This is a genomic window from Candidatus Pristimantibacillus lignocellulolyticus (genome assembly GCA_023639215.1).
GTDB lineage: Bacteria > Bacillota > Bacilli > Paenibacillales > Paenibacillaceae > Pristimantibacillus > Pristimantibacillus lignocellulolyticus.
In genome coordinates, this window is record CP097899.1 from 3,730,435 (window position 1) to 3,746,635 (window position 16,201).

Here is a 16,201-nt window from a genome sequence, read left to right on the forward strand (position 1 = left end):
AATGTTTGAACTTTTATTGGATAAGGAAAGGGGAATATCGTAAGATGGGGAATATTCGAATTGTAACGGACAGTACAGCAGACATTCCAGCTGAGGCACTTGAGAAGTACGGTATTACTATGGTTTCACTGAAAGTATTATTCGGTGAGGAAACGTTTCGAGATGCAATCGACATGACAACCGATGATTTCTATGCTCGTCTTAAAACATCATCAGTTGTGCCTACAACATCGCAGCCATCACCTGCTGAATTCAGTGAGGTATATGAGCGTCTTTTAGCTGAAGACCCTACGGGTCCCATTATTTCAATTCATCTTGCATCTGTGCTAAGTGGAACGTATCAATCGGCAACGATTGCCCAGTCTATGATTGAAGCAGAAGATGCTAATATTACAGTTGTTGATTCTAAGTCAGCCTCTTACGGTAATGGCATGCAAGTTATTCTTGCGGCAAAAATGGCTGAAGCTGGCGCTTCTGTTGAAGAAATCTTAGCTGCAATTGAGGAAAGACAGAAAAGTGCAGAGATCTTCTTCTTAGTAGATACGCTTGAATATTTACAAAAAGGCGGACGTATCGGTAGAGCAGCAGCCCTTATCGGATCTTTACTTAATATTAAGCCGATTCTTTCGCTTGATGAAGTAGGTGCAGTATTCTCTGCTGATAAAGCAAGAGGCAGCAAAAAAGCGATGGCTAAAATTGTTGAGTTATTGAAAGAAGCATATGGTGATGCTGAAGTTGGTCTTGTTGTTGCTAAGACAGATGATGTAACGGTTGCACAAGAGCTTGAAGCACGCGTTACTGCTGAACTTAATGTGAAGGAAATCCATTATACAGCTGTCGGTACTGTTATCGGTACTCATACTGGACCTGGTACTTCCGCTGTATTCTTATATAAGGTGTGAGCTAGGAATGATCAAACTTGATCAAATTCCAGTTAAACAGTTGAAAGGCGTGAGTGCTCTTAAGGAACAGGAGCTTCACGCCTTTGGCTTATATACTGCGAATGATATTATATTATACTTTCCGTTTCGATATGAAGATTATCGTGTACGTGATTTGACTGAAATAAAAAGTGGTGAAAAAGCTACCGTCATTGGAACTGTACGTGGTGTTCCTGTGTTACAACGTTATGGCAAGTCAAAATCTCGTCTAACGTGTAAAATACAAGTCGGTATTCAATTAATTACGGCAACGTGGTTTAACCGTCATTTTCTGCGTGAAGGATTAATTCCCGATCGAGAAATTATGTTAACTGGTAAATGGGAACAGTCTCGCATGCAGCTGACAGTGTCAGAATCTGAGTTTCTTGATGCGGTCAAACCATCTGCGAAGATGGATACATTGCAGCCTGTCTATTCGGTAGGTGGAAAGATTACACAGCCATGGATTCGCAAATTAATCGTAGCGACACTGGAACAATATGTCAGTATGATAGAAGAAATTCTTCCTTATGAAATTGTCCAGAAATATAATTTGATGAATCGAGCAGAAGCGATTACACATATCCATCATCCTGGTGATTTTGCTGCTGGTCAAGAAGCACGAAGACGAATGGTGTATGAGGAACTGTTTCTATTCCAGCTTCGTTTGCAGGCATATCGTGCACTATCTCATCGTAGACAAGCAGGTATCGCTATGCCGATTGATAGTCAATGGATTCGTGAATTTGCTGCAACGCTCCCATTTGAACTTACAGATGGTCAGAAGAAGGCAATTAACGAAATTTCTGTTGATATGCGTCGTAATTATGGAATGAATCGACTGTTACAAGGTGACGTTGGTTCAGGTAAAACGGTAGTTGCTGCGATCGCACTCTATAGTGCAGTAAAAGCTGGTTATCAAGGAGCATTAATGGTTCCTACTGAAATATTAGCTGAGCAACATTTGAAGAGCTTTACGCGTTTATTTGATAATACGAACATTCAAGTAGGGCTATTAACAGGAAGTTTAGGAGAACGCAAACGTCGTGATATGCTTGCTTCGTTGCAGATGGGTCTAGTTGATATTGTCGTTGGTACGCATGCGCTTATACAAGAGGATGTGTTCTTTAGCAAGTTAGGTCTTGTCGTAGTCGATGAGCAGCATCGCTTTGGTGTTAATCAGCGTAGTATATTACGTCAGAAGGGGATTCATCCAGATGTATTAACGATGACAGCGACTCCGATTCCGCGGACGCTTGCTATAACTGCGTTTGGTGATATGGATGTATCGACGATTCGCGAGCGTCCACAAGGGCGTAAACCGATCGAGACGTTTTGGGTTAAGCATAGTGCTTTAGATCGTGCGTATGGCTTTATTCGCAAGCAAGTGGCGCTTGGACGCCAAGCTTATGTCATCTGCCCACTGATTGAAGAATCTGAGAAACTTGAAGTGCAAAATGTTATCGATGTTCATATTACAATGCAACAGGCATTTCCAGATTTACAAGTAGGTTTGTTACATGGTCGCATGAGTGCGGCTGAGAAAGAAGCGTCGATGGGTGCCTTTGCCAGTAATGAATCACAAGTATTAGTCGCGACAACGGTCGTTGAGGTAGGCGTCGATGTTCCTAATGCAACGATAATTATGATTATGGATGCTGAGCGATTCGGACTTTCACAATTGCATCAGCTTCGTGGTCGAGTAGGTCGTGGCGAGCATCAATCCTACTGTATTCTACTCGCTGATCCCAAATCAGAAGTAGGTCGTGAACGAATGAAGGTTATGACCGACACGAATGATGGCTTTGAGGTAGCACGCCGCGATCTTGAACTTCGTGGTCCAGGTGACTTCTTCGGAACAAAGCAAAGCGGTCTACCAGAATTCAAGCTAGCTGATATGGTTGCTGATTATGAATTACTTGAGCAAGCTAGAGAAGATGCTTCTGATCTCGTAGCTCGCGACAGTTTTTGGCATGATTCATCGTACGCTAGATTAATAGAATGGCTTCGAAATGATCCTTTATTTCAAGGAGAACAAATAGATTAGGCAATTATTAGCGATCGCCTGCATATAGTTAATTCATTAGAGCTAGTTGCCTATACGGAGGTGTCTGATCAATGAGTTATCAAAAATTCGGTATTAGTCCGCAGTTAGTGGAGCGAGTAAAGTTTAAGTCGAAAAATCCAGCTACAAAAGAACGTCTTCGCAAATTACTTGGTGATGCTACCAAATACGATTTGCAAGATCGAGTAAAGGTTCGTAAGCTTACGAAGTCAGCCGCAACGATCTTGCAAGAAAAACTAACCGATACACAAGAAGAACAAATCGTTTCGTTCGTGTTAGCGCAAAAAATAGATCCAAACAATACGCTTCATTTATTAAAACTATGGAGTATGTTCCGCTAAATTAGTGTAACAGTGCAAGTTCGCTTCATGTTCGATGCCGAATAAGCTACGATAGCATACTCATCGAAAACATAAGCCCGCTTTTTGAACTAACCAATTAAAATGAAGGTTCAAAAAGCGGGCTTTCGCAAGCCAAGAAGATGACGCGCTACATGAGGAAGGCGGAAGCGCAAGTGTACATGTTTAGTACACGCGAACCGTACTTTCCAAGTTCGCTTCATATTCGATGTCGAATAAGCTACGTTAGCACAACATCGAAAACATAAGTCCGCTTTTTGAATTACCCCTTGGAAAAAGCATTCATTGCTTGTTACATGTTCGCATGTAACAGCCGATGAATGCTTTTTTGTTATCTGATGGATGAACTGTCATAAATTTCAGTTGCATAACAAATAGAATAAGAGTATATAATAAATAAGAACATATGTTCTGTTGTTCGCGTAAAATAGAAGAACATATAATTGTGAAATGATTTGTGGGGCGAATGCGATGGGGGATAAGAAACAAGAGCGCATCATTATGTTAGCAGACTGTCAGTCTTTCTATGCAACGGTAGAAAAAGTTGCTCATCCAGAATTAGAGGGTCAACCACTTGTTGTAGCGGGTGATCCAGAAAGGCGTTCAGGTATTATATTAGCTGCTTGCCCAATTGCAAAGCAGTATGGCATTAAAACTGCCGAGAAGTTAGGTGAGGCGATTGCCAAATGCCCTAATGTAGCTATTATTACGCCCCGTATGGAGGAGTACATTAAAGTATCTTTGCAAATTACAGCGATCTATCAAAGCTATACAGATCTTGTGGAACCATACAGTATCGATGAACAGCATCTTGATGTGACAGGTAGTGTGCAAAATTATCATTCTACGGAACAAATGGCATACGCGATTCAGCGCCAAGTGATGCGAGAGACAGGAGTCCGTATTCGAATTGGCATAAGTAGCAATAAAGTGCTTAGTAAAATGGCTTGTGATCACTTTGCCAAACAAAATGCATCAGGACTATTTCATTTACCTATATCACATATTGCACAGGTGCTATGGCCACTTCCAATCGGCAATATGTTTATGGTTGGTAGAAAGATGAAGCATCATCTTCAAGTGATGGGTATTCATACTATAGGGGAGCTAGCTCGCACGCCACTTGCTACATTACGTCGTCGCTGGGGAGTTAACGGTGAGGTGTTATGGCGAATTGCTAATGGCATCGATGATTCACCGGTTTCTCCGATGACGCACATTGCACAGAAAGGCATCGGGCATCATATGACGCTACCTGTTGATTATGAAACGTTGGAAGCAATCAAGGTGCCGCTTTTAGAGTTAACAGAACTTGTATGTCAACGTGCTCGGATGAAAGGTTATATGGGCTCTGTTGTGTCAGTAGGTTGTCGGGGGGCTGACTTTGATCATCCTACAGGATTCCATCGTCAGAAGAAGCTGGATGATCCAACCTATTTAACAGATGAAGTGTATAGTGTCGCACTTGAATTACTCGAGAAACATTGGGATGGCTTACCAGTTCGAAGTATTGGGGTGACGCTTAATCAATTTGTTAGTGATGAACAATATCAGATGACGTTATTTGATAATCGTGAGGAACGACTTGCCCTCGCCCGTACGACAGATTCGATTAAAGCCCGTTATGGCAACACAGCAATTATGCGGGCATCATCGTTAACGGCGGCAGGTCAAGCAATTGATCGTGCAGGTAAGATTGGAGGTCATTATAAATGAGTTTGAAATTAACAGGGAATGGTCTATTCGAGTCATCGCGAATGATGCTCCCAGAACATAAGGAAGCCTATAATGAATTTCGCAAAAATCTGGATCGGAAAGAACGTCCGCACGTTGACGAACAACGATTAGCTGAGCTTTCTTATCAGTTTGCCGAAGCGATGAATGAAGAGGCTACTGTTCGTATTCGCATCTATGATTTGTTCCAAGATCGATGGATAACGGGCAAAGTAGAACGGATTGATCCGTTGCAAGCTCGGATGAAATTGGTCCAGGAAGACGAGTCGCGTTGGATTAAGCTTGCGGAAATTATTGATCTTGTGGTGGAATAATTGTCATTGTATGTAGTTGACTGGGGAGCTATAATACTCGGGTATGGTTTTTACAGTCAACTTGCATAATTTAATGACAATTAATGAGGTGGAACTATTTGTAGTAAATTATTAAAAATTCATCAAGATGACATTCCTAGAGCGGCCAGTGTTCTAGCAGAAGAATTCGCACAGGACGACCCGCTCTATCAACATATCCTACCTGATGAAACAACAAGACTTCGCGTGCTGAAAATATTTTTTCATCGCTATATTGAAATGCTATATCCTTATTCCGATTTGCTAACGACGTCGAATAATTATGAAGCTGTCGCATTGGTGTTCCACTCAGAGCGCCAGACAGGAACGTTGCGCTCTAACATGAATTATATGAAGAGAATCGGACTAGCAATTATTAAGTCTTTACCGATTTGTCGAGTCATTGGTATAAGAGGGTATATTAGAGGATTGTCTATTTTATTGAATATGAGTTCTGCATGGTTATCAATGCTTGGGAATCAGAAGTATATGCATTTGGATATGCTTGTTGTGCAGCAACGTTATCGTGGACAAGGTTTTGTCTCAAAGATTATTAAACCGCTACTGGACGAATGCAAAGCCAACAATTATTTATGTTCGTTAGAAACACAGACTCCGAGTAATATACCTATGTATGAACATTATAAGTTCCGTAAGGTAAAAGTTATTCCGCTACAGAATAGTTCACTTGAGCAGTATTGCATGGTGTATACACCGGATGGTACTGAGTAGGGCAATATGAGGTACACTTAAATTGATAATGTGTAATCAATAATGATGCATAAATGATACACTCCCTAGTCTAAAGACTAGGCACAAACACTTCCTAAGTCGGTTATATCATGCAAATCATGAAGTTATAATTGATTTATAACTTAGAGCGTGAGCTTGTGAAACCGAAGGAAGTGTACGAATATGAAGGCAATTGAAGTGACTGACAAAACGTCTACAGGTAAAGTGAACTGGGTGCTTTTTAATCCGAAAACCTATGCAACAATTCTCTATTTTTTGTTGTCTCTCCCTTTAGGAATTATCTATTTTACAATAGCGATAACAGGAATTGTTTTATCGATCGGACTAGCTCCAATATTTATCGGAATTCCGCTGTTTTTTGGGGTAGCTAAGCTATTGAATGGGATAGTGAATTTTGAACAAAATATGATAAGACAAATTTTAGGTTTACCGACTCCTGCTGTTCCGCATTCTTATAATGGACAGTCCGAGACTAGACAGAATTGGTTTATGCAAATGGTGAGAGGTTTTGATGGTAAGTTATTCATTAGAAATCTGCTGCTTGTGTTGCTTAGATTTGTAACAAGCATCGTATTTTTTGTTATTATGATAACGGTGATATCACTAGCACTTGGATTTATTACTTTGCCAGCCTTGCACATCATTTTAATGAATGAAATCCAACTTGATATATTGGAGCATAGCTTGTTCAGTTATTTTCATATCGATTGGACGTTAAATCAACAATATATGCTGTACGTAGGTTTTGGTCTTGTGCTTTTCTGGATCGCGCTTCGTATTGTGAATGGACTTATGCAGATTCAGCGTAGAATTATGTATGTAGATGAGCCATATGAGCAAACAAACACGCCAGTGCAAGCAGAATCTCAGATGCAGACGTCATATTATGATTTTCCTGAAGATCATTCGACTCAAGTGATGATGCAGCCAGCCTACAAAGAAATTTAGAATCTCGCTCTTTTGAAATATAGATTTGAGCAGAACACTCATTATTTTTTGCGGAGTGTTCTTTTTGTTTCTAGATTTTGAATCCTTTTCTTTAAAAATAATGTAGTATATAAATATATTGGCTTAAGCAATGAGGAGGGCAATCATTATGGGGATTTTGTCTAGATTTAACGATATTATGAAGGCTAATATCCATTCATTAATGGATCGAGCAGAGGATCCGATGAAGGTTATCGAAGAATATATGCGAAAGCTGAATCAGGATTTAGGGGCAGTGAAGGCAGAAACGGCTGCGATAGTTTTGAATGAGCGAAGATCTAAGACGCTACTTGATGAATGCAGTGCAGATATTAAAAAACTGCAACGATATGCAGAAAAATCTGTAGAAGCGGGTAATGATGGTGATGCGTTAAAGTTTTTAGGAAAAAAAGCAAAGCAGACCGAGCGGCTACATGAGCTACAATCGGCATACGAGCAGGCAGCGAAAAACGCGGAATGTATGGAGCAAATGCAGCATAAGCTTGTATCTGATATCGGTCAGCTAGAGGCAAGCTACTATGAGTTGAAGGGAAAGCTAGCCGTTGCTGCTCGATCCAAATATGATTCTTCAATAGAAGCAATGGAGGAAAAGGTGAATTTTGCATTGGATAAAGCGGCGGCCCTTGCTGAGCTGCAAGCAGATCATCATGATAACGATGATTTGGACCGACGATTCGCGCAATTAAAGAATAAGCAATAAAATTTTTTAGTTATTGAGGTGAGCAGATGCAAGTAGTTGATTATAAATGCCCAAGCTGTGGTAGCGGGATGACCTTTGATAGCGCAACTGGATCGTTGTCTTGCAGCAGCTGTGGAAGAAAAGAAGATATTGAACAAATTCCTGAACCGCTTATAAAGCAAGCATATTCTGAGAATGAAGCTAGTGAGTATCATTGTAATAGCTGTGGAGCTGTTATTATGACTCAATTAGAAACTGCTGCTACCGTATGTAGCTTTTGTGGCTCCGCTGTCGTTCTCGGGGATAGGTTGGCAGGAAAGCTGGCCCCTGCAATGGTCATTCCGTTCTCAATTAGTAAAGAGCAAGCAATGAAGGCTTTTCAGAAATGGTGCAAAAGGGGCTTGCTTACGCCTAAAGGATTTGTTACTGCGGATCGTATTAAAGGAATTACCGGATTATATGTTCCTTTCTGGCTCTATGAGCTACATAATATTGTCGAGGCTCAAGGCCATGGAACCAAAGTAAGAACCTATGTAAGTGGTGATTATCGCTATACGGAAACGCAACACTTTGATATTTACCGCAAGCTTCGCTTAAATTATAAAATGGTGCCCGTCGATGCATCAGAGAAAATGAATGATCAGTTGATGGATAAGCTAGAGCCATTTCCTTACCAGCAGCTGAAGGACTTCAAAACGCCATATCTCGCTGGTTATATTGCAGAAAAGTACAGCTATGATGACGGTCAGCTACTTCCTAGGGCCAAAGATAAAATTAAGCAATATATCGAAGCTTCCATTTCATCATCGGTGTCAGGATATGCTTCTTATAATTTTAGTAATAAAAACATTAAAAATATATTTACGAATGCGGACTATTGTTTGCTGCCTGTGTGGGTTGTTCATTACGACTTCAATAAACTAGAATATACATTTGCAATGAATGGTCAGACGGGAAAAGTAGTAGGTAAGCCTCCGATTAGCAAGGCAAAGGTTTTAGCGTGGTTCGCGGGTATTTTTGGCATCTCTTTACTGTCATTAAAATGCATTTCATGGATGATGGGGGGAGGATTTCTATGAAGAAGCAGCAACTAATTTTTATCCTTCCGTTTTTCATAGTTATGCTTCTTGTAGGTCCTGTCATTACAGTGATGGCGGAATCAGCGGACGGTAAAGTTTTAATCTATGATGAGGCCGAGCTACTCAATCAAGAACAATATAATAGGCTAAATAAGCTTGCGAATGAATTAGGAGCTGAGCGAGAAACAGATATCATTATTTTAACGTCTACCAATTCAGACAACATGGATGTCGTAAAAATGACAGAGAATTTTTATGACAATTATGGACCAGGGTACGATAAACCCCATGGTAACGCTGTAATACTGACGATGGATATGAGGAATCGGGATGTATACTTAGCTGGCTTTTATAAAGCAGAGCAATATTTGGATGATGATAGATTGGATAAAATACGTAATAAGATTACTCCTTATTTATCTGATGGAGCTTATGCGGACGGATTTGAAAAGTATATAGCGACAGTACATCGATATATGAGCTTCAAGCCTGGAGTGAACCCAGATAATATTTTATTTAATATTTGGTTCCAGTTAGGGGCAGCTGCAGTAATTGGAGCGATTGTCGTTAGTATTATGGCATACAACTCTGGTGGTCGTGTAACGGTAAATCGGAACACCTATGAGGATGCAAGCACCTCAGGAATGCTAGATCATAAGGATCAATACATTCGGACGACTGTAACTAAAACTAAAATCCAGAAGAATAACAATAGTGGTGGTGGAGGCGGTGGTGGTGGCTTTACGGGTGGCGGCCATTCACATAGTGGAAGCAGAGGGAAATTTTAATTATTAGGTTTATGTTAATGCTTTGGAAATGAATTTTCAAATCTGAGAAGTTAAATTGAAAGTATATGAAAAGTTTAGGGAGGAATATTAGTATGGTATTTTTCAAAAATCAATTTTCAAATGTGGTGGAATGGGAAGAGTTTAGAGATGATATGATTTTTTGGAAGTGGAGCAATCGTGAGATTAAGAAAGGCAGTAAGCTCATTATTCGCTCTGGTCAAGATGCAATATTTATTAATAACGGCAAGATAGAGGGCTTGTTTGAGGATGAGGGAGAGTATAATATTGATTCCGATATTATTCCTTTTTTATCTACTCTGAAAGGCTTTAAGTTTGGCTTTAATAGTGGAATGCGTGTGGAAGTGTTGTTCGTTAATACAAAGGAATTTACCATCAAATGGGGAACTCAAAATCCGGTTCTTATTCCGACACCGCAGCTACCAGGAGGAATGCCGATTCGTGCCAATGGTACGTTTAACTTTAAGGTCAATGACTATGTGACACTTATTGATAAAATTGCAGGCATTAAAAACAGCTATCTTGTAGAGGATGTAAAACTTCGTATTACTTCAGTGCTGGATCAACTACTTATGAAATGGATTAGCAGAGAAGGGAAGGATATGTTCAATCTGCAGGCAAATGCTTCTGAAATTGCTAGAGGTATTCGCGAGGACTTGGACATGGAAGTGATGGATAATGGGATGACAATTACAGGCTTCCAAGTGATGAGCTTCAATTATCCGAAAGAAATTCAAGATATGATTACGAAAACAGCTTCTCATGAAATGATCGGCAATTTGCAGAAATATCAGCAGGTTAGTATGACGGACGGGATCGCTTCTGGCAATATTAAAGGTGGTGGTGCGGCATCGGATATGGCAGGTATGATGATGGGAATGAATATGGCCAATGAAATGATGAAAAATATGAACTCGAATCAAAGCCAAAGTCCCATTCAGAATCAGCAGACTTCAGCTCCGAAATCTTCAGAATCAGCACAAGGGAAACCTGATGCTCCTCAAGGCAGTATGAAACATAACTTCTGTCCGAACTGCGGTACAAAGAACGAGGGCGCTAATTTCTGCCCTAATTGTGGTCAAAAGCTGAACTAGCTGACGGCTTGAGTGGAATGAATAGAGTGAGAGCTAATATACTTGTAAGAGCAGCCGAGCAAACTAGGCTGTTCTTTTTTCTATTTTGAAAAGCTATATAATTGAGTAGTAGCGGTTGTTCTTTTTGAAGATAATATTGGGTTATATCATCGGTATTGCGATTAAATATTATATTATAATATACCTATTAGGTATATTTCATAGTCTGATATGTAGTTATACAATGAGCAGATTTAGTCATATCGATCTAAGAGTGAATTGTTAGCAATAAGTATGAAATGGTGCATAGATTAAATTAATGCAAGAGTAAAGAACAGAAATAACTACTAACAATTAAGCTTACAGTAGTAAAAGTAAGCAGGGGGAACAATGGATAACATTCATTACTTATCACAATTTAATTTGCTTCATGCGCTAGATACGGATGATTTAATTGAGATGGAACAATTGACTGTAATAACAGTTGTCCCGAAAAACACTTTTATCCAAACGCCAGAAACGTTTTCTGAGCGGTTATTTTTTGTGAAAAAGGGAAAGGTTCGCTTATACAAAGTGAACGAGGAAGGGAAGCAATTTACATCGGATATTATTAATGAAGGAAATGTATTTGGTGAACTAGACATGATCTCATTTGGAACAAGGGAACATTATATTGAAACGATAGAAGAGAGTCATATTTGTCAAATTGATTCTAAGAGATTTGAAGATTTCATTTGTAACCGACCGCGATTTATGTTGTCACTAATGAAAGTGTTGAGCGAGCGAATTACAAGTATGAGTCAGTTAGCAGAAAATTTAGTGCTTGGTAATCTGCATAACAAAATTTTATTCGTTCTTATGAAGTTAGCTGATGAATATGGGGAAAAGAGTGATGATTGTTATTACAAAATCAGCGTTCCACTATCTCATCAAGAAATTGCTAATTTAATAGGAGTAAGTAGAGAAGCTGTTACGATGGCGTTGCAGGAACTTGTTAAAGAAGGGTTAGTTAGGACAGGTTTTAGGACAATACATATAGATCGAGAAAAGATTATAGCGAGACATATAACTTCAAGTCATTAAAAAGAACTATTGGTCTGAGTTGTGAAGTGCATTACATCTTATTAATCGAGAGTACAGTAACATATCAGGAAAAGGGACGAAATAATCCCTTCAACTTGTATGTGAAAGGAAGATTTCGATGAATAATGAGCGGATAGTTGTACTGACCGATGAATTGTTAGATAGGAAAGGTGCTCGAAAGATGAGTGAGATTCCGCATGAAGTGATAGAACTGTTACAAAAAGGACAATTACAAACCGTAAATTTGACGGAATGGCTTGCTGTTGATCATGTAACTCTACTGCAACATGTTCTAGATGAATTAGGTTTAGCAGAGGAGTCTTCACCGATTATTCGAAGAGTGAGTAATCTAGCTGACAAGAAAGTTATGAAAATAATACCGGCAATTGCTCTTGAATGGAAGGTACTATTAGATAGTAGATCGGTGGGAGATAGTAGTACAGAGCTATATAAATCCGAGCTTTACGTTACATTAGCGCAGCACCATTCAGATAGTGTTCGCTGTTGGGCTGCGTACATTATTGGTCAGGATCAACGAATGAGTGTACACGACAAATTAGTAAATATTCGTCCGTTTGCTGCCGATTCGCATTTTGGAGTCCGTGAAATTGCTTGGATGGCTTTACGAGAGGATATTATCAACAATTTAATAGAGTTTATACATTATTTAAGTGATTGGGTGCATGATGAAGATGCTAATATACGGAGATATGCTATTGAATTGACACGTCCGCAAGGTGTGTGGGCCAAACATATTATTGCTCTAAAAGAGAATCCACAGTTAGCTCTGCCACTTATCGAATCGGTATTGTCTGATCCAGCTAAATATGTTCAAGATTCAGTAAGTAATTGGTTGAATGATGCTAGTAAAACCAATCCAGAGTGGGTAAAGCAAATCTGTCAGCAATGGTTGAAGATCTCAGATACAAAGGAGACAAAGCGGATCGTTACTCGGGGGCAAAGAAGCTTAGCGAAGTAATACTTTCAGTCTATTTGCGAACAGATGTTGTAAATGATACATTACCAAGTGCTAGTACAAGTGCTCCATAAACTGCATATGAGCGACTTTATGGCATTATGGAGCGTCAAAGGGCAAGTAAGTATGACTAACGATCTAAGGTCGTTAGCCATACTCATTATGTTCATTTAAGTAAATAACGGATTATGATTGGTGATTTTCAGGATCTTCCATATAAAAGACTTCCCATATGTGTCCGTTAATATCTTGAAAGCTCCAACTGTACATAAAACCATAGTCCTTCGGGTCATTTGAATGTGTTCCCCCGGCTGCAAGTGCTTTGTTCACAATCTCATCCACTTGGGCACGGTTATCAACCGATAAGGCTATGAGCATCTCTGTCGATTTCGTTGCATCGACAAGTTCCTTATTGGTGAATGATTGGAAATATGGCTCTACAAGCAGCATTGCAAAGGTATTGTCATTAATAATCATGCTTGTAGCATTCTCGTCTGTGAACTGCATATTGAATTCGAAACCAACTTGCTTGAAGAAATCCATCGTGTTCTTCAAATCTTTAACGGGCATGTTAATAAAGGTTTTACTTGGTTGAAATGCCATTTCAAATCACCTCATCGATTGATTTAACTTAATAAATGTAAAATACAGTTATTGGATTGAGCATATTATTTAACTTACCTTATGTCAAATAGTCTATGAAATCATTTTTAATCTAAAAGACTAAGAGTGGGAAGACTCGGTCTTTTAGCTCTTCAGGAACAAGGCCATCTTCTTTTTTTTCTCTAATAACAAAAAACGCCAATCATTGATTTCTAATGCTGGCGTTTTTTGTTGCTTGTTAACGTGAGCTAAGTATAATCAACTCACTTAACCAAGAAGGGAATAATTTTTAACACAGTAACCCACTTAAAAAGTGCGTAATAACAAACATAATTCACGTAGTGATACATGTTTGTTATACAATTACTGGATTTTATAATGGATCTATGATCGGAATTATACAGCATAGGAATTCGAGTAGTTAGCATCTAGAAGTGCGTAATGCCATAAAAACTATTTCTGGGAGGTTGTCATAGTGAAGCGTGGGCTTATTTACATTGTTACAATTATACTTATCGTGCTAGGTTGCTTGCTGCTAATGAATAATCGAGACAATGAGAGCAATTCTGAAAATCAAGAGAAAGAAGTAGTGGTCGAAGATACAGTTACTACTAATGCAGCAAATATCAATACTACTGTCAGTAACGGACGAGATCGGGTCGATTATTTGACTCCAACCTTTGAAGTTAAATTAAAAAGCGATATTGTGTATGCGAGTAAGAGAAACGAAACAGATGTTGAAGAAGCTCTAAAACTCGATCTGTATGAGCCAGTCGGAGACGATAATGAGCAAAGACCGATATTTATGTTCATTCATGGTGGCGGTTATACGGGAGGGGATAAGTATGACGCAGCCGAGTTTTCGTCGGAATTGGCGAAACGGGGATATGTTGTAGTATCAGTCAATTATAGATTGAAGAAGGATCCATTCCTGAATTTCTCCAGCACGCTTAGTGACGCTTATGAAGATATAAGTGATGTAATAGAGTGGATTAAAGATAACGCAGAGATTTATGGCATGGACGCCAGTCAGATTGTTATTGGCGGCGATTCGGCAGGAGGTCATCTTTCGATAAACTATATCAATGAGTATCTTACAAAGGATTCATCAATCGCTAAGTCTATCATAGCCATAGTAGATATATATGGAGGTGATCTGAGGATAAGTGCAAACAGCAAGCTTCCACCGATACTTATTATTCATGGGACAATAGACCAATTAATACCCTATGTGCAAAGTGTTAGGTTGGCTGGACAATTAAATGGAATAGGTGTGTATAATAATCTTCTCACGATGGAGGATGTCGGGCACGATTACAAAAATGCGAAATATTTCAATGAAATTATTGAGACGACATCTCATTTCTTATGGAACATCAGGAATAGTAGCGATTTTGCAAAGCTGCCAGAAAACTCTGGGATGTCGGTTGCTTCTGGTGATACCTTTGAGATTAAATTACCCGAAGCATACAGAGGTCAATCAAAGGAGCAGCTCAATATCGCTTTGCCGGAAGACTGGTTATTCATTAGCGAAGATGAGGGCATACTTCGGATCCAGATCCCGGTAGGTTTGAAGCGCGGAAGTCATTCACTTTTCGTCTCACGAGATGGGGATAGTGTAACAACAAGAGGATTTACTCTTAATGTGAACGTCATTGACCCACTAGAGGTACGCTATGAGACATTTTATGATGAAACCAACAAGGCGATAAAAACTCACATGGAAATTACGAATCTATCGATGAACAATTTCAGTGGTTTAGTGGAAGCCAATTATGAGACTGCACAATCTACGCAAGGCATTTATACTTCTACAATTGAGGAGCTCGAACCGGGAAATAGCGTCCAACTTGATATTCCTGAGCTTGCAAGAGGAGAGCGCACATTGAAGGCTTACAATGAAGCTGGCACACTATTGCAGACGGCGGTGAATTCCTTTAACGCGCTTCAGTTACCAAAGTTCAGACAGCTTGTTGAAATTGACGGTAACCTGTCGGAGTGGAGTGATCAGTCTAGCTTTGATGTGAAAGATGTCAAAATCATCGGATGGAGAGGCGAGGGGGATGTCAGTGCGACTGGCTATATGTCATGGGATTTAGACAATCTTTACCTTGCGGTAGAAGTTTTAGATGACAAGCATGCGCAGTCTGCATCAGGTGATGCGATCTGGAGTGGGGACAGTATCCAGATCGGGATAGCTATTTCGAATTCTGATGGTACAGTGCCATCAGAGTCTCATGAAATTGGTGTGGCCCTAGGAGATGAGGGGGCATTATACAAGTGGCGCTGGCTGACACCGAGGGGGTTCAATATAGGGGATAAGGTAGAACTTCAGTATGCGGTGGTTCGTACAGATGCCAAAACTAGCTATGAAATCGCAATTCCTTGGGGCGAATTGAGCAACGACATGACGCAGGTGAAGCAAGGAATGAAACTTAAATTTTCGATGCTGGTTAATGATAATGACGGCGAAGGTCGCAGGGGCTGGGTAGAATACAACAGTGGTATAGGTTCTGCCAAAGATGTTAATGCCTTTGGGGATTTGTACTTGGCTGATTGATAGGGAGGACCTTGAAAGGTTATTTGTACAAGAATGTCTATTATAGAATGAAGCTAATCTTTAGAGTATCCAGTACTGGGTACGAGCGAGTAATAATTGAATTTGAACGATTGAGCAAAAGAAGCTTCGAAACTCACTACAATGTGAGCGTCGAAGCTACTTTCAGTCAATAGCTTTCTAACTTCTACGCGC

Annotated in this window: 15 protein-coding genes; 14 read left to right on the plus strand and 1 reads right to left on the minus strand. The window is 39.7% G+C overall.

The window, feature by feature from the left end; genetic code table 11:
• Positions 1-44 precede the first annotated feature (44 nt).
• The 13 genes from NAG76_15815 (at position 45) to NAG76_15875 (ending at position 12,849) form a co-directional block, all read left to right on the plus strand.
• On the plus strand, positions 45-902 hold the full coding sequence (locus NAG76_15815; protein URN93288.1) for a DegV family protein: 858 nt from the start codon (positions 45-47) through the stop codon (positions 900-902).
• A gap of 7 nt (positions 903-909) precedes the next feature.
• The gene (gene recG, locus NAG76_15820) at positions 910-2,967 is read left to right on the plus strand and encodes an ATP-dependent DNA helicase RecG (GenBank protein ID URN93289.1); all 2,058 of its coding nucleotides are present in this window, start codon (positions 910-912) and stop codon (positions 2,965-2,967) included.
• A gap of 71 nt (positions 2,968-3,038) precedes the next feature.
• Positions 3,039-3,326: a stage VI sporulation protein F gene (locus tag NAG76_15825; GenBank protein URN93290.1), complete on the plus strand. Its 288-nt coding sequence runs from the start codon at positions 3,039-3,041 to the stop codon at positions 3,324-3,326.
• 489 nt (positions 3,327-3,815) lie between these two features.
• Positions 3,816-5,060, plus strand: a complete 1,245-nt coding sequence (locus tag NAG76_15830) for a DNA polymerase IV (GenBank protein URN93291.1) — start codon at positions 3,816-3,818, stop codon at positions 5,058-5,060.
• On the plus strand, positions 5,057-5,392 hold the full coding sequence (locus NAG76_15835) for a YolD-like family protein (protein URN93292.1): 336 nt from the start codon (positions 5,057-5,059) through the stop codon (positions 5,390-5,392). Before NAG76_15830 ends, NAG76_15835 begins: the two co-directional genes overlap by 4 nt.
• A 225-nt stretch (positions 5,393-5,617) precedes the next feature.
• On the plus strand, positions 5,618-6,142 hold the full coding sequence (locus NAG76_15840) for a GNAT family N-acetyltransferase (GenBank protein ID URN93293.1): 525 nt from the start codon (positions 5,618-5,620) through the stop codon (positions 6,140-6,142).
• A 183-nt stretch (positions 6,143-6,325) separates the two neighbouring features.
• Positions 6,326-7,111: a sensor domain-containing protein gene (locus NAG76_15845; protein ID URN93294.1), complete on the plus strand. Its 786-nt coding sequence runs from the start codon at positions 6,326-6,328 to the stop codon at positions 7,109-7,111.
• A gap of 148 nt (positions 7,112-7,259) precedes the next feature.
• Positions 7,260-7,850 carry a PspA/IM30 family protein gene (locus NAG76_15850; protein ID URN93295.1) on the plus strand — a complete coding sequence of 197 codons (591 nt, stop codon included), beginning with the start codon at positions 7,260-7,262 and terminating at the stop codon, positions 7,848-7,850.
• 26 nt (positions 7,851-7,876) lie between these two features.
• Positions 7,877-8,908, plus strand: coding sequence for a TFIIB-type zinc ribbon-containing protein (locus NAG76_15855; GenBank protein ID URN93296.1), 1,032 nt, complete (start codon positions 7,877-7,879; stop codon positions 8,906-8,908).
• Complete coding sequence (locus tag NAG76_15860; protein URN93297.1) at positions 8,905-9,696, plus strand: TPM domain-containing protein; 792 nt, start codon at positions 8,905-8,907, stop codon at positions 9,694-9,696. The genes NAG76_15855 and NAG76_15860 overlap by 4 nt, the downstream gene beginning before the upstream one ends.
• A 92-nt stretch (positions 9,697-9,788) precedes the next feature.
• Positions 9,789-10,808, plus strand: a complete 1,020-nt coding sequence (locus tag NAG76_15865) for an SPFH domain-containing protein (protein ID URN93298.1) — start codon at positions 9,789-9,791, stop codon at positions 10,806-10,808.
• A gap of 369 nt (positions 10,809-11,177) precedes the next feature.
• Positions 11,178-11,870, plus strand: coding sequence for a Crp/Fnr family transcriptional regulator (locus tag NAG76_15870; GenBank protein URN93299.1), 693 nt, complete (start codon positions 11,178-11,180; stop codon positions 11,868-11,870).
• A 118-nt stretch (positions 11,871-11,988) separates the two neighbouring features.
• Positions 11,989-12,849 carry a DNA alkylation repair protein gene (locus tag NAG76_15875; protein ID URN93300.1) on the plus strand — a complete coding sequence of 287 codons (861 nt, stop codon included), beginning with the start codon at positions 11,989-11,991 and terminating at the stop codon, positions 12,847-12,849.
• 183 nt (positions 12,850-13,032) lie between these two features.
• Here the strand turns inward: NAG76_15875 and NAG76_15880 are convergent, their stop codons facing one another.
• Entirely contained in the window at positions 13,033-13,449 is a 417-nt protein-coding gene (locus NAG76_15880) for a VOC family protein (protein URN93301.1), read from the minus strand.
• A 475-nt stretch (positions 13,450-13,924) separates the two neighbouring features.
• Between NAG76_15880 and NAG76_15885 the strand changes: the two genes are divergently transcribed.
• Positions 13,925-16,009, plus strand: coding sequence for an alpha/beta hydrolase fold domain-containing protein (locus tag NAG76_15885; protein ID URN93302.1), 2,085 nt, complete (start codon positions 13,925-13,927; stop codon positions 16,007-16,009).
• Positions 16,010-16,201: the final 192 nt, after the last annotated feature.